Genomic DNA, 14930 nt, shown 5'->3' on the forward strand with positions numbered 1-14930 from the left:
GTCAGCCCTCGATTTTGGAGAAATCCGCCACCGCACGCGTCGCGGCGCGGATCTCGTTGAGCAACTTCAGGCGGTTTTCGCGCACCTTCGGGTCGTCGTCGTTGACCTTGACCTTGTCGAAGAACGCATCGACCGCCGGGCGCAGCTTGGCCATCGCACTCATCGCAGCGGCGAAGTCTTCCTTGTCGACGGCGGCGGAGGCCTCGGCCTTCACCTGGTCGATCGCTTTCGCGAGCGTCTTCTCTTCGTCGAGCTTGTAGAGCGCAGCGTCAGGTTCCTTGTCAAACTCGCGCTTATCTTTCTTCTCTTCGATGGTGAGAATGTTGCTCGCGCGCTTCGTACCAGCGAGTAGATTTTTGCCGTCATCCGTATCAAGAAATCTTCCAAGCGCGTCGACACGATCGACGATTGGAGTCAACGGATGTCCTTGCAGTAGCGACCCTGTAGCAAGCACCGCGTCCACCAAATCGTGACGCGCTTTCTGATCTCTTAGTTGAACCTTGAGCCGATCCTCGAAGAACATCATCAGATTGTCGATGATATCAGCCACATTCAAATAGTCTTTGCCGAATGAGTTCTTGAAATGAGATTCGACCAGATTGCGAAACCCAATTCTAATCCGGTTATCGAGAACTATCCGGATCACTCCCAAGGCAGCTCGCCGCAGCGCAAATGGGTCCTTCGACCCTGTCGGCTTCTCGTCGATTAGCCAGAACCCCGCCAGCGTATCCAGCTTGTCCGCCAGCGCCACCGCGACGCTCACCGGATCGGTCGGCACGCGATCAGTCGGCCCCTGCGGCTTCCAGTGCTCCTCGCTCGCGGCTGCGACCGAGGCATCCTCACCCTGCGCCAGTGCGTAATACTTACCCATCAAGCCCTGCAGCTCCGGGAATTCGCCCACGACCTCGGTCAGCAAATCCGCTTTCGCGAGGCGTGCCGCGCGCCTGGTCTTCTCGACATCGGCGCCGACCAGCGGCGCGATCTCGGCGGCGAGCCGCTCGATGCGTTTGATCCGCTCTGCTTGCGTGCCGAGCTTCTCGTGGAACACGATCTGCTCGAACTTGGGCAGCCGGTCCTCGAGCTTGGTCTTCAGATCGGTCTCGTAGAAGAACTTTGCGTCGGACAGACGCGGGCGGATCACGCGCTCATTGCCGGCGACGATGGTCTTGCCGCCGTCGGGCGCCTCGATGTTGGCGGTCAGCACGAACTTATTGGTCAATTTGCCGGTCTTGGGATCCTTGACCACAAAGCACTTCTGGTTGTTGCGGATCGTGGCGCGGATCACCTCGTCAGGAATCGCCAAAAATTCCTTCTCGAACGATCCCATCATCACAACAGGCCATTCGACGAGGCCGGAGACCTCGTCGAGCAGCACCTGATCCTCGACCAGCTCGAGGCCCTGCGCGAACGCGAGCTCCTTGGCGTCCTCGAGGATGATGTCCTTGCGCGCCTGCGGATCGAGGATGACTTTTGCGGCCTTCAGCTTGGCCTCGTAGTCCTCGAAACGGCGCACCGAGATCGCGGCCGGTGCCATGAAGCGGTGGCCATAGGTGGTCTGCCCGGCTTCGATGCCGTCGACGGAGAATGTCACGACATCGGGCTCCTCGGTCTCCAGACCGAAGGTCGCGGTGATGGCGTGCAGCGGGCGCACCCAGGTCAGCGAGCCTGATTTCGCCGAGCGCGCACCCCAGCGCATCGATTTCGGCCAGGGGAAGGTGCGGATGATCACCGGTAGCATTTCCGCGATCACGTCGATCGCGGCGCGGCCGGGCTTTTCGATCAGCGCAATGTAGAAATCGCCCTTCTTCGGATCGGTCTGGATTTTTGCCTCGCTGATCGAGGTGAGACCAGTGGCCTTCAAGAATCCCTGGATCGCGGGCTCTGGGCCGCCGACGCGCGGGCCGCGGCGCTCGTCCTTCAGGTCGGGCTGGCGCGCGGGAATGCCGTGCACGGTGAGCGCCAGCCGCCGCGGGGTCGCGAACGCCTTGGCGCCTTCATAGACGAGGCCCTCGGCGACCAGCTTGTCGGTCACCATGCGGCGCAGATCGTCCGCCGCCTTCGCCTGCATGCGCGCGGGGATTTCTTCGGAGAACAGTTCGAGGAGAAGATCGGGCATCAGACCGCCCTGCCCGTTTCAGTGTGGATCCACGCCTCGCCGCAGGCCTTCGCCAGATCGCGCACGCGGGCGATATAGCTCTGCCGCTCCGTCACCGAGATGACGCCGCGGGCGTCGAGCAGGTTGAACACATGGCTCGCCTTGATGCACTGGTCGTAGGCCGGCAAGGCCATCAGATGTTCCTTACTGTTGCCGCCCTCACGCCAGCCGGCGGCGAGATATTTGCGGCAGGCGTCCTCGGCCATCCTGAACTGCTCGAACAGCATCGCGGTGTCGGAATATTCGAAATTGTGCCGCGAATATTCCTGCTCGGCTTGCAGGAAGACGTCGCCATAGGTGACCTTCTCGGCGCCCTCGCGGCCGTTGAAGTTGAGGTCGTAGACGCGGTCGACGCCCTGCACATACATCGCGAGCCGCTCGAGCCCGTAAGTGAGCTCGCCCGCGACCGGCGCGCATTCGACGCCGGCGACCTGCTGGAAGTAGGTGAACTGCGACACTTCCATGCCGTCGCACCAGCATTCCCACCCCAAACCCCAGGCGCCCAGGGTCGGGCTCTCCCAGTCGTCCTCGACGAAGCGGATGTCATGGACGGCGGCATCGATGCCGATCGCGGCGAGCGACTTCAGGTACAAGTCCTGAAGGTTCGGCGGCGACGGCTTCATGATCACCTGGAACTGGTAGTAGTGCTGCAGGCGGTTGGGGTTTTCGCCGTAGCGGCCGTCCTTGGGCCGCCGCGACGGCTGCACATAGGCCGCGTTCCAGGGCTTTGGCCCCAGCGCGCGCAGCGTGGTCGCGGGATGGAAGGTACCGGCGCCCATTTCCATGTCGTAGGGCTGCAGGATGACGCAACCCTGCTCGGCCCAGAATCGCTGGAGAGCCAGGATGAAGCCCTGGAACGAACGTTCCGGGCGCATGTGGTCAGGCAGGGCGTCCATCGTCACGACAGGTCTCGCGAGGGGGGTTGTAAAGCGCGCGGGACCGTATCGGCGGCAGCCAATGGAATCAAGGCGATGGGGATGTTTCTGCGAGCTGTCGTCACCTCTCCCGCTTGCGGGGGAGGTCGGATCGCATCTTTGGATGCGATCCGGGTGGGGGCTCTATCCACGATACGACTCGCGGATAGAGCCCCCACCCCGACCCTCCCCCGCAAGCGGGAGAGGGAGCACAATCCCTGAGTGGCAAGATTGGGAGATCCAGGCCTTAGCCCGGGCGATAGGCCCCGGTCACGGGGTCGCGGCGCAGGGTCTTGATTTCGCCCGCATGCGCGGCTTCGGCCACGCGGGACAATCGCGCCTCTTCCAGTTCCTGGTTGATCCGGACGGCCGTCTTGTAAGCCCAGCGGACCACGGCCAGGCCACCCAGGACGCCTGCGAATGCAATCAGCGGCGGCATCGGTCGATCCTTGTCGTTCACGTCTGTCAGACCCCCAATACCAGGCATTCTTACGCAAGCCGGCCTGCGCCGCAATCGCACTTTTGGGACTAAATGGCGCGCTCACAACCGTGTGTTCACAGCCCGAATCTGGCCCAAATCGCCCGTGTTTCCAACGCCGAGATCAGATCGTCCGGCAGCGCGGCGATGCCGTCCAGCGCCGCCAGCGAGCCCGCCCCCGCCGCCCGGCGACCGAGCAGGCCGGACAGCATGCCGCTCGCGGGCGCGATCACCGGGGTCAGCACCTTCTCGCCATAGCGGGCGCGCAAGGTCGAACGAAGGTCGCCGATTGCGTCGGCGAGCCCGAGACCGATCGCGGTGTCGCCCGCCCAGTACTCGCCGGTGAACAGCGCGTCGTCGGCACCCTTGAGGCGGCTGCCGCGGCTCTGCTTCACCAGCGCGATGAAGATCGCATGGATCTCGCGCTGGATCGCCTTCAGCCGGGCGACGTCATCAGGGTTCTCGGGAAGGAACGGGTCGAGCATCGCCTTGTGGCTGCCCGCCGTATAGAGCCGGCGCTCGACCCCGATCTTCTTGATCAGCCCCTCGAGGCCAAAGCTGCCGCCGACCACGCCGATCGAGCCCAGGATCGAGGACGGGTCGCAATAGATCTCGTCGCCCGCGCAGGCGATCATGTAGCCGCCGGAGGCCGCGACGTCCTCGACGAATACCAGCACCGGCAGCTTCTTCTCGGCCGCCAGTTGCCGGATGCGCAAATAGATCTGCCGCGACTGCACCGGCGAGCCGCCCGGCGAATTGATCACCAGCGCCACCGCCTTGGCATTCCGAGTGCCAAAGGCGCGCTCCAGCATCTTGGCGACGCCGGAGAGCGTCATGCCGGGCCGCAGCGGCGTCACCGCGCCGATCACGCCCGACAGCCGCACCACCGGCACCACCGCCGTGCCGCGCCTGAACCGCGCCGGAAGCATTTTCTGCGCACGCTCGAACAGTCCCGGACGTCTGGCGCGATCACTTATTTGTTCACTCATGCCGTTACCTCGAATTAACCATTTTTTATCACGCCACTGTCATTGGAATCCGTGGAACGCGTTTTGCATTTTGTCATTGGGGTTGCAACGCGCGGGCGGAGAGGGACCCATGAAGATCTATCTGCTGATTTTGCTGATCGGAACACTGCTGACCGCGATCCACTTCACTTCGACGCCTGATCGCCAGTCAGAAACGGCCTCGCAGTAGTTTAGTGCCAGACGACGTGGGCAGCGCGCCTGCCCGCTAGCGCCGTGCCAGCGGCAATTCTCCCTTTCCAGCCAAGATCTCCTGCACCCATTTATTGGGCACACCTGACTCTTCCTTGAGCAGCAGTGCGGCATGGAGCCGCGTCGGCGCCCGGCCGCCCTTGACGGCCCGCACCAGGATTCGGATTGCCGGCGACGTCGCGTCGGCGTGAACCGGCAGGATCTCGAGGCTCCCGAAGCCGCGCTCCAGCGCGGCCAGCACCTCGGCAATCCCGTCGGCCCGCCAGATCAGCGCAAGCTGCCCGTTCGACCTGAGAATCCGCCGTGCGACGTGGACCCAGCCGGCGAGCGTGGTCGCGGTCGCGACATGAGCGCGCTCCCGCACGCCGTCCGGCGAGGCCTGGTGCCGCGACGGATCGTTGAACGGCGGGTTCATCAGCACGACGTCGGCGCTGTCGGGTGCAAGACCAGCGTCATCGAAGGCTGCAGCACGGGCCTCGACATCGAGCACGATCACGTCGGCCATGATCGCATTGTGGCCGGCATTATTCCGTGCGAGCTCGGCCAGCGTCGGATCGATTTCGACCAGAACCAGATTGATCCCCCTCACCCGCCGCGCCACGGCGAGCCCGGCGGCGCCGACGCCGGAACCAAGATCGACGACGCGGTCGCCGGATCGCGCCGGCGTCGCCGCGGCCAGCAGGATCGCGTCATGGCCGGCGCGGTGGCCGCCGCGCGGCTGCCGCAGGCGCAATTGCCCGCCGAGAAATCCGTCCTCGGTGACGTCGGCGGCCGGAGACTCCTTTTTTGACGCGTTTTCCTCACGCGAACCGGGGTCCACTTCGCTTGAAAACGCTCTAATCATCGGCCCGCAATTCGTGGCCGAGGCCGGCGTCGGTCAGGAGCTGGCGGGCCTCGTGGTTGTCGTCCTCATGCACCAGGATCCGCCGCGGCAGCACGCCGAGCGAGCCCTCGATGATGCTCATGTTCTGGTCCAGCACCAGATGATGGATGTTAGCGCTGTCGAGCAACGCGCCGATGGCGGAGACCAGCACAATGTCATTGGTCCGTACCAATTCCCGCAAAACGCACTCTCCTGTTGGCCCGGCTGTGCGGCCAATGCGCCACATGTCAATAACTTGATGGCCTTGCCGCTGCACCGCGCAGTTTCTATTGTTATAGCTGAGCATAGTGAGAAATCGGCAAAATTGGAGACCAGCGTGGCGGTTATTGTACCCTTCGAAAGCCCGTCCAATGCTTCGATCGACGGGCTGGTGGGACTTCTCGCCGCGGACATGGAGCGCGTCAACACGACGATCCTCTCCAGGACCGGCTCCGAGGTCACCATGATCCCCGAGGTCGCCAATCATTTGATCTCCTCCGGGGGCAAGCGGCTGCGTCCGATGCTGACCTTGGCGATGGCGCAGCTCGCCGACTATTCCGGCGACGGCCATATCAAGCTCGCCGCCGCGGTCGAGTTCATGCATACCGCAACCCTGTTGCATGACGACGTGGTCGACGAGAGCGAGCTGCGCCGCGGCAAATTGTCGGCGCGGATGCTGTGGGGCAACGAGGCCAGCGTGCTGGTCGGCGACTTCCTGCTCGGCCAGGCGTTCCGCATGATGGTCGAAGTCGGCTCGCTGCGCGCGCTCGACATCCTGTCGGCTGCCGCCGCCACCATCGCCGAGGGCGAGGTGATGCAGCTTGCCGCCGCCAAGAACACCGCGACCACTGAGGACGAATATCTCGCCGTGATCCGCGGCAAGACCGCGGAGCTGTTCGCCGCCGCCTGCGAGGTCGGCCCCGTGATCGCCAACCGGCCCAAGGCCGAGCAGACCGCCTGCCGCTCGGTCGGCATGAATCTCGGCATCGCCTTCCAGCTCGTCGACGACGTGCTCGACTATGGCGGCAAATCGGCAAAACTCGGCAAGAATGTCGGCGACGATTTCCGCGAGGGCAAGATCACCCTTCCCGTCGTGCTCGCCTTCCGCCGCGGCAACGACACCGAGCGCAAGTTCTGGATCCGCGCACTCGAGCGCGGCGAGATCGGCGCTGCCGATCTCGACCACGCGATCGGGCTGATGACCAAGCACCGCGCGCTCGAGGACACGATCAGCCGCGCCCAGCACTACGGCGCGATGTCGGTCGACGCGCTGGCGCTGTTCCCGCCCTCGCCGATGAAGACGGCGCTGGAAGAGGTCGTCGCGTTCTGCCTCGCGCGCTCGCATTGAGTAGGTCTCGCACTCACTGAGCATCATAGACGGTGTCGTCCCTGCGAAAGCAGGGATGACTTGAGACTGTTCCGGCCCGATGCGTCGGTGTTGGCCCCGTCATCCTGAGGAGCGCGCAGCGCGTCTCGAAGGATCGACGGCCACCAGCCGGGCCGTGCATCCTTCGAGGCTCGCTCCGCTCGCACCTCAGGATGACGGGACAAGTTCTCTACCCCTCCACCGGCACCCAGATCTCGAGCCCGCCGTTGCCGGTATTCTTGTCGAACTTCTCGTCGTAGCGCTCGAAGTTCGGGGCGTCGGCGACCTTCATGCCGGACTGCGGCAGCCAGCGATTCCAGATCGTGTTGACGGTGCGGCGGATGGTCGAGATGTGATCGGCGTGGGTGAACACGAGATATCTCTGCGCCGGGATTCTGACGTGCGCGAACTCGCGCGGCAGGTCAGAGAAATCGGCGACCTCGATACCTGCGATGTAATCGAAATTCCCGGCGTCGTCGCCGTTGCAGCAGACGCCGTAGGCGATGTTGCCGACCTGGCGGGGAATGTGTGCGCATTGCTGGTGGAAGCCATGCCATTGGTTCGGGATGCCGGCGGTGCTGTCATTGGCGTGGTTGTAGCGCTCGCCGACGCCGGCAACGAGAAAGGCCTTGCCGGTTGCGATGCGCGGCGGATCGATGTGATCGAGAGCGGTCGAGATCATGGTGATCGGCTCCTGCAGCTTGAGCTTGGTCAGGCACGTCGTGGCGCGCACCGTCTCGGGCGTGACGCCGAAATGGTCGCGGAACGCGCGGGTGAATGCTTCGTGGGAGCCGTAATCCGCATCAAGCGCCAGGCTGAGAATATCGGGCGCCCCGGCCGCGAGCTCGCGCGCGGCCTCGCTGAGGCGGCGCGCCCGCAAATAGCGCATCACCGAAAACCCGGTTGCTTCCGCGAATGCCCGCACCAGATGAAAGCGCGAGACCCCGGCGACGGCTGCGATGTCATCGAGCGTCATCGGCCGACGGAGGTGGCTCTCGATGTACCAGAGCGCCTTCTGGGCTGGATTCATGGACGACGGCCTTCCTTCAAAGCACGCACATCATGCGCGCCTGCCGAACGCGGCGCTTGACAGTCCTTGCTGCGCAACGGCGGAAACTCTGGTTCCGCTCCACGGAAATTTACCGCAAAGCCGTCGCTGGTAACACCGTTGCAATCGTGCATACTCGCAGTTGCATCGATCCGACGGCTCATCAAGCTGCCCGAAAATCAAGACTGCACGAGCCGCGGCCAGCATGTCAGGGAGGACAATGATGCACTACCCACGCCTGAGCTATGTCAACTGCGTCAAATCAGCGGCGCTTGCGGGGCTTTTGACGATCGCCGTCGCAACCGCCGCCAACGCACAGAAGAAGTATGATCCGGGCGCGACCGATACCGAGATCAAGGTCGGCAACATCATGCCCTATTCGGGTCCGGCGTCCGCCTATGCCACGATCGGCAAGACCGAAGCCGCCTATTTCAGCAAGCTCAATAGCGAAGGCGGCATCAACGGTCGCAAGGTCAACTTCATCTCCTATGATGACGCCTACAGCCCGCCGAAGATGGTCGAGCAGGCCCGCAAGCTGGTCGAGAGCGACGAGGTGCTCTTGATCTTCAATCCGCTGGGCACGCCGGGCAACACCGCGATCCAGAAATACATGAATGCCAAGAAGGTGCCGCAGCTGTTCGTCTCCACCGGCGCCGCCAAGTGGAACGACCCGAAGAATTTCCCGTGGACCATGGGCTGGCAGCCGAGCTACCAGGTCGAGGCCCGCATCTATGCCAAATACATTCTGCAGAAATATCCCGGCAAGACCATCGGCGTGCTCTATCAGAATGACGATTTCGGCAAGGACTATCTGATCGGGCTGCACGACGGGCTCGGCGATCAGGCCAAGAAGCTGATCATCGTCGAATCCTCCTACGAGACCTCGTCACCGACGGTGGATTCGCAGATCGTGCAGATCAAGGGCGCCAACCCCGACATCTTCGTCAACATCGCAACCCCGAAATTCGCGGCGCAGGCGATCAAGAAGGCCGCTGAGCTCGACTGGCATCCGGTCCAGTTCCTGACCAACGTCTCGGTCTCGATCGGCGGCGTGATGAAGCCGGCCGGCTACGAGGCGAGCCAGGACATCCTGTCGACCCAGTATCTGAAGGATCCCGCGGATCACGAGTGGAAGAGCGATTCGGCCATGAACGAGTGGCGTGCCTTCATGACCAAGTGGTATCCTGAAGGCGACCAGAACGACGCCTCGACCGTGTTCGGCTATGGCGTCGCCAAGGGGCTGGAGCAGGTGTTGCGGCAATGCGGCGACGACCTGACCCGCGAGAACCTGATCAAGCAGGCGGCCAGCCTCAACTTCGAGATCGGCATCTACCTGCCCGGCACCAAGATCAAGACCGGGCCGGATGACTATGCACCGATCGAGCAGTTGCAGATGATGCGCTTCAAGGGCGAGAGCTGGGAGCGGTTCGGTCCCGTCATGAGCGGCGAGAAGAGCTCGTAACAGCTTTCTCCGCAATTTCGCAGTCCCCGATGCCCGGCCCGAAGCCGGGCATCCACGCCTTCGACACGATTGCCGAGCAAAACTCGTCACAAGCAAGAGTTGGGATGGCTGGAACCAGGCACATCCTGCGATCGGAAGGACAACAACAATGAAGATCACCGATGTCCGCGCCCACCATATCCGCATTCCCTATGACGCAGGGCCCGCGAGCTTCCGCCAGGGCGCATCCGCGATCTCGGCGCTCGACATGGTGCTGGTCGAGGTGTCGACCGATGCCGGCCTGACCGGCTGGGGCGATGCCTTCGCCTATGTCTGCCCGAAGACGAGTTGCACGGCGGTGACCGAGATGATCGCGCCGCAGGCACGCGGCCTCGACGTGCCGGACGCCGCAAAGATTCCCGCGGTGATGGAGCAGATCCAGCGCAATTTGCATCTGTTCGGCCGCTACGGCATCACGATGTTTGCGATCTCGGCGCTCGACATCGCGCTGTGGGATCTGGCCGGCAAGGTCAAGGGCGCACCGCTGCATCAATTGATCGGCGGCGCGCGGCGCAGCTCCATCCCGGCCTATGCAAGCCTGATGCGGATCGGCAATCCCGCGCAGATCGCCGCCGAATGCAGGAAGGCGATCAAGCTCGGCTATGCCGCGATCAAGCTGCACGAGACCACCGTGCCGGCGGTATCCGCCGCACGCGAGGCGAGCGGCCCCGGCGTGCCGCTGATGGTCGACATGAACTGCCCGCTGGACGGGCCGGCGGCGATACAATTCGCCCGCGACTGCAAGCAGGCCGCGCCGATGTTCCTGGAGGAGCCGGTCTGGCCGCCGGAGGATTTTGCGACGCTCGCCGAGGTGCGTCGGGAGGGCCGGCTCGATATCGCGGCCGGCGAGAACGCCTGCACCGTGCATCAATTCCGCCAGATGATGACCGCAGGCGCGGTCAGTCACGCGCAGCCGTCGGTGATCAAGGTCGGCGGCGTCACCGAATTCCTGAAGGTGGCCGTGCTCGCCGACGAGTTCGGCGTCCAGGTGATTCCGCACTCGCCCTATTTCGGGCCGGGTTTCCTCGCCACCCTGCATCTGATGGCGATCCGCGACGAAGGCCTGATCGAAATGTTCTTCATGAAGCGCCCCGCCTGCCTGTGGGGCGACCGCATCGCTGTCGACGCCAACGGCCATGTCGCCGTGCCGCAGGGCCCCGGGCTCGGCTACGAGCCGGATCGCGATGTGATGGAGCAGTATCGGGTGGCGTGAGCCGAGATGAGCAGCGAAGAAAGTGCGCCCCCTCTCCCGCTTGCGGGGGAGGGTTGGGGTGGGGGTGTCACCGCAAGCGATATCCTTCGTGCGGAGAAAGCCCCCACCCGTATCGCATCTGACGATGCGATACGGCCTCCCCCGCAAGCGGGAGAGGCGAAGGCAATTCGCGGATCGACCTTTGCTACTTCGTCCCGTCCTTCGCGGCAGGCGCAGCATCCTTCGCCGGCGGAGCGTCAGCCTTCTTCTTCAAATCTTCCGTCAGCTTGACCTGCCCCGCCTGCTGGTCGGCGACGAGCTTCTGCAAACTCGCGACCGAACTCTTCAGGCTTTCGATCTGCCGGTTGGCGGCGTCGAGCTTCTGCTGATGATCTGATGTCAGCTTGTTGATGGTCTTCTGCAGGAAATCGACATTGCTCTGCAGACAGCTGGTGCGCCGCTCCATCGTCTTCTCGACGGTGCAGATCTCGATGCCGGGAACGTCTTGCGCATGCGCGGTTCCGACGACGCCGAGCGCAATCAGCGCGAGCAAGGCAACAGCCATACGAGCGAACATCATCATCCCCGATCAGAAGCGTCTTTCACAGTTTTGTGCTCACGACGCTGAAAGCTAGGCAGACATACCACACTGAAACCGCATTCAAGCGGTGTGCTTCACCCATTACGGGGACTACTCGTGGGGACGGGGGCCTTCGGAACTCGTTTGGTTCGACCCCTTTTGGCTCGACCTTGGGCAGTGGAGACAGATCGTATGGCTACGCGCGAAAAACGGCTGGCGCAATTCGACGGCAATGGCGAACCTTCGCCGGAACAACGCGTGGAAGTGCTTTGTGAGGATCACAGCGGAACGTATCAGCTGCCGTTCGCCTGCCGGTTCATCGACGGCCGGTGGCGCAATGACACAACCGGCGGCGCGCTGGAGGTCAATGTCATTGCCTGGCGCATGCCGCGCGTGAAGCAGGCGGGCATGGCGTAACAGCGCACAAGCGCTGTTTCAAAACGCGACGCGCACGCGCACGACTTTAAGATTTGGAACGCGGGTGGAACGAACCGCGTCCGAATCACTGATCGAGCGCCGTACTCCGTTGTTCACGGCTAGATGTGGTCATCAGCCCGATGCTGCGCACCACATACAGAAGCATCACGATCGGCGGCAGCCAGCGACCGACGACAAAGGTTAATTCCTCCGCAGACTACATTGCGAACCCTCCTCGCGGTCATTTCCAAGGCGTGACCGGCGGCACCGTCTCGGTCGCCGGCGGCACATCCACGGTCTTGAAATCGGCCGGGCTGACGATCTCGAGGTATTCCATGTCCTTCGAGTAATCGAACAGATAGTGGGTGATGCCGGGGCGCTGATGGATGACGTCGCCGGCCTCGACCAGCGTCTCCTTGTCCTCGTACATGAAGCGGGCCCAGCCCTTGGTCATGATGACGATCTGGAAATCGCACAGATGCTTGTGCCAGCCGGTGCCCTGCTCCGGCGGCAGATCGGGATTGGCCTTGACCAGATGGCAGATCACCTGCCCGCCGGTGGCGTCGGCGATGCCGAGATCACGATACAGGAAGAAGTCGCGCAGACCTCCGCCCTTGAACTCGGTGTCACCTGGTTTGACGTGGGAGAATTTGCTGACGACGGCGTGCTGATTCATTTCAAGCCTCCACGGTTCTCGTATTCGCGAGATCGCGGCGCGGGCTCAGCGTCCAAATTTTCGGCAGCGTCGCATCGTCGCGGTCACAGCTCGATGTTGCTATGCGAAATCCTTGCCAGCCCGATTGTGCTGCAGTGTTCGGTCTTGCCGTGAGCTGATGTCGCAGTGGAAGCATCTGGCGCAAAGCGCAAATTTTCATTCGGCGCGGATCGCGTCGCGCGCCCCGCGCGCCGCCAGGACCTGACGCCGACGGCACGTCTGTTGAGCAAGGCTTGCCTGGAGCTTGAGCCGCCGACGCAGGCAGGCCGAGTGCGCGCTGCCTAATATTCGACCTCGAGCTCCTCGACATCGGCAGGCTCGGCCTTCGCGGCCTCGATCCATTCCTGCATCTCGGGCATCGCCATGATGGTCTTGGCATACGCCGCGAGCACGGGATCGAGCTTCACGTCATAGGTCATGAAGCGGGTCACGACCGGCGCATACATCGCGTCCGCCATGGTACGGCGTTCGCCGAACAGAAACGGCCCGCCTGATATGCCGAGGCAATCGCGCCAGATCACGCAGACGCGGTCGATGTCGGCCTGCGCCCGCGACCAGATCTTGAAGCCGGGGAAATGGCCCTTGAGGTTGACCGGCAGCGAGGCCCGCAGCGTGGTGAAGCCGGAATGGATTTCGCCCGAGATCGAGCGGCAATGCGCGCGCCGGATGCGGTCGTCCGGCAATAGCCCGGCATGCGGCATGATCTCGTTGAGATACTCGCCGATCGCCAGCGTATCCCAGACGGTTGCGCCCTCGTGGCGCAGGCAGGGCACCAGGATCGACGATGACAACAGCAGCAATTCGGCCCGTGCCGAGGCGTCGTCGGGCGCCGTGACCACCTCCTCGAACTCCAGCCCGGCGAATTTCGCCAGCAGCCAGCCGCGCAGCGACCACGACGAATAATTCTTGCTGCTGATGGTGAGTGTCGCTTTCGCCATGCCCGCTCCTCACGCCCTGAACGCGTCCTTAGCCCCCGGACCTGCGCGCCGGTCCAAGCCGCCGCGCCCCCGAAGCCGTTCATTTTTGCAGCAAGCCACGTGCCAATTTGCCGGGCAGCCCGCCCCCTCTCTGGCGTCGATATTGCATAGCCAGCCGGGCCAGGGGCGGATGCGTATGATGTCAATGATGTACCAAGCTTACCAGAACCACATGGACTTCACGGCGCCATGGCGGACCGGGGCCGCAGCGGCGCTGAAATACCTCAATCTGGTGCCGCAGGGCGCCACCGACCGGGTGTACGGCCGGCTCGCGGCGGCGCTCGAGCTGATCTCGCGCTCCACCCTGACCTACGCCCGTCCCGACTACGCCATCGGCAGCGTCACCTCCGGCAACAGGGAATACCAGGTGACCGAGGAGGTCGCCTATGCGACGCCGTTCGGCTCGCTGCTGCATTTCAGGAAGGTCGACGGACCGGAGCAGCCGCAGATGCTGCTGGTGGCGCCGATGTCCGGCCATTTTGCCACGCTGCTGCGCGGCACGGTGAAGACCCTGCTGCAGGACCACGACGTCTACATCACCGACTGGCACAATCCGCGCGACATCCCGCGCAGGGAAGGCCGGTTCGGGCTCGAGGACTACACCGACCATCTGATCGACTTCCTCGGCCAGATGGGTCCCCGCGCGCATATGGTGGCGATCTGCCAGCCCTCAGTGTCGGCGCTGGCGGCCGCTGCGATCATGTCGGAGGACAATCATCCGGCGCGGCCGGCGTCGCTGACCCTGATGGCCGGACCGATCGACACGCGGATCCAGCCGACCAAGGTCAACGAGTTTGCCAAGAGCAAACCGATCAAATGGTTCGAGGATAATCTGATCAACTACGTGCCCATGCAGTGCAAGGGCGCGTTGCGTCAGGTCTATCCCGGCTTCGTGCAGCTCACGGCCTTCGTGTCGATGAACCTGGAGCGGCACATCAAGCAGCACATCGATCTCGCCAACCATCTCGCCAAGGGCGAGACCGCCAAGGCCGAGGTGATCAAGACCTTCTACGACGAGTATTTCGCGGTCATGGATCTGCCGGCGGAGTTCTACATCGAGACGGTGCGCGACGTGTTCCAGGAGCATCTGTTGCCGCAGGGCATGCTGATGCACCGCGGCCGCCCGGTGAACCCGGCGGCGATCCGGCGCATGGGCCTGATGACGGTGGAAGGCGAGAAGGACGACATCTGCTCGATCGGCCAGACGCTCGCCGCCCAGGACCTCTGCACCGGCGTCCGCACCTATCGCAAGGTGCACCACATGCAGGCCGGGGTCGGCCATTACGGTGTGTTCTCCGGCAAGCGCTGGAACAACGAGATCTACCCGCTGCTGCGCGATTTCGTGCATGTGAATTCGTAAGGGCTGACGACGCTCTCTCCCCGTCATTGCGAGCGCAGCGAAGCAATCCATGTTTCCGCATGCGCAGTGGCATGGATTGCTTGACAGCGAATACCTAGTCACGCCTCTTTCCGGGCAGTAATCTCCTTCTCCACGACGACCCCGTCCC

15 protein-coding genes are annotated in these 14930 nt (G+C 63.5%); 5 read left to right on the forward strand and 10 right to left on the reverse strand.

All coding sequences use genetic code 11. The annotated features are described in order from the left end of the window. Position 1 precedes the first annotated feature (1 nt). The 6 genes from glyS to V5279_RS33595 all read right to left on the reverse strand — a co-directional run bounded on the left by glyS (position 2) and on the right by V5279_RS33595 (position 5828). The gene (gene glyS, locus V5279_RS33570; protein ID WP_338691364.1) at positions 2-2116 is read right to left on the reverse strand and encodes a glycine--tRNA ligase subunit beta; all 2115 of its coding nucleotides are present in this window, start codon (positions 2114-2116) and stop codon (positions 2-4) included. Beyond that, entirely contained in the window at positions 2116-3051 is a 936-nt protein-coding gene (locus V5279_RS33575; protein ID WP_029079013.1) for a glycine--tRNA ligase subunit alpha, read from the reverse strand. Before V5279_RS33575 ends, glyS begins: the two co-directional genes overlap by 1 nt. Before the next feature lie 265 nt (positions 3052-3316). Next, a complete protein-coding gene (locus tag V5279_RS33580) occupies positions 3317-3508 on the reverse strand; it encodes a hypothetical protein (protein ID WP_029079014.1) in 192 nt (63 codons plus the stop codon). A gap of 116 nt (positions 3509-3624) precedes the next feature. Further along, the gene (locus V5279_RS33585) at positions 3625-4536 is read right to left on the reverse strand and encodes a S49 family peptidase (protein WP_166304391.1); all 912 of its coding nucleotides are present in this window, start codon (positions 4534-4536) and stop codon (positions 3625-3627) included. A gap of 244 nt (positions 4537-4780) precedes the next feature. Then, positions 4781-5608, reverse strand: a complete 828-nt coding sequence (locus tag V5279_RS33590) for a tRNA1(Val) (adenine(37)-N6)-methyltransferase (RefSeq protein WP_338691365.1) — start codon at positions 5606-5608, stop codon at positions 4781-4783. Then, entirely contained in the window at positions 5601-5828 is a 228-nt protein-coding gene (locus V5279_RS33595; RefSeq protein WP_106320528.1) for a DUF2007 domain-containing protein, read from the reverse strand. Before V5279_RS33595 ends, V5279_RS33590 begins: the two co-directional genes overlap by 8 nt. 135 nt (positions 5829-5963) lie before the next feature. On the opposite strand from V5279_RS33595, the gene V5279_RS33600 reads away from it, so the two are divergent. After that, on the forward strand, positions 5964-6974 hold the full coding sequence (locus V5279_RS33600; protein WP_166304205.1) for a polyprenyl synthetase family protein: 1011 nt from the start codon (positions 5964-5966) through the stop codon (positions 6972-6974). Between the two features lie 208 nt (positions 6975-7182). On the opposite strand, the gene V5279_RS33605 is transcribed toward V5279_RS33600, so the two are convergent. Further along, the gene (locus V5279_RS33605; RefSeq protein WP_338691366.1) at positions 7183-8022 is read right to left on the reverse strand and encodes an AraC family transcriptional regulator; all 840 of its coding nucleotides are present in this window, start codon (positions 8020-8022) and stop codon (positions 7183-7185) included. Positions 8023-8260: 238 nt separating this feature from the next. Here V5279_RS33605 and V5279_RS33610 point away from each other — a divergent pair, with 238 nt between their 5' ends. After that, on the forward strand, positions 8261-9502 hold the full coding sequence (locus V5279_RS33610) for an ABC transporter substrate-binding protein (protein WP_338691367.1): 1242 nt from the start codon (positions 8261-8263) through the stop codon (positions 9500-9502). Between the two features lie 148 nt (positions 9503-9650). After that, positions 9651-10754 carry a mandelate racemase/muconate lactonizing enzyme family protein gene (locus tag V5279_RS33615; RefSeq protein ID WP_338691368.1) on the forward strand — a complete coding sequence of 368 codons (1104 nt, stop codon included), beginning with the start codon at positions 9651-9653 and terminating at the stop codon, positions 10752-10754. 184 nt (positions 10755-10938) lie between these two features. Here the strand turns inward: V5279_RS33615 and V5279_RS33620 are convergent, their stop codons facing one another. Beyond that, positions 10939-11310 (reverse strand): hypothetical protein, encoded by a 372-nt coding sequence (locus tag V5279_RS33620; protein ID WP_414645864.1) that lies wholly within the window; start codon positions 11308-11310, stop codon positions 10939-10941. A 195-nt stretch (positions 11311-11505) separates the two neighbouring features. Between V5279_RS33620 and V5279_RS33625 the strand changes: the two genes are divergently transcribed. Then, positions 11506-11730 (forward strand): hypothetical protein, encoded by a 225-nt coding sequence (locus tag V5279_RS33625; protein WP_166304191.1) that lies wholly within the window; start codon positions 11506-11508, stop codon positions 11728-11730. 241 nt (positions 11731-11971) lie between these two features. Here V5279_RS33625 and V5279_RS33630 read toward each other — a convergent pair whose 3' ends face one another. Then, positions 11972-12406: a cupin domain-containing protein gene (locus V5279_RS33630; RefSeq protein ID WP_166304188.1), complete on the reverse strand. Its 435-nt coding sequence runs from the start codon at positions 12404-12406 to the stop codon at positions 11972-11974. A 320-nt stretch (positions 12407-12726) separates the two neighbouring features. Next, positions 12727-13383, reverse strand: coding sequence for a glutathione S-transferase (locus V5279_RS33635; RefSeq protein ID WP_338691370.1), 657 nt, complete (start codon positions 13381-13383; stop codon positions 12727-12729). Between the two features lie 175 nt (positions 13384-13558). Between V5279_RS33635 and V5279_RS33640 the strand changes: the two genes are divergently transcribed. Next, the gene (locus tag V5279_RS33640) at positions 13559-14782 is read left to right on the forward strand and encodes a polyhydroxyalkanoate depolymerase (RefSeq protein ID WP_338691371.1); all 1224 of its coding nucleotides are present in this window, start codon (positions 13559-13561) and stop codon (positions 14780-14782) included. Positions 14783-14930: the final 148 nt, after the last annotated feature.

This window comes from Bradyrhizobium sp. 26S5 (genome assembly GCF_036923295.1).
Lineage (GTDB): Bacteria > Pseudomonadota > Alphaproteobacteria > Rhizobiales > Xanthobacteraceae > Bradyrhizobium > Bradyrhizobium septentrionale.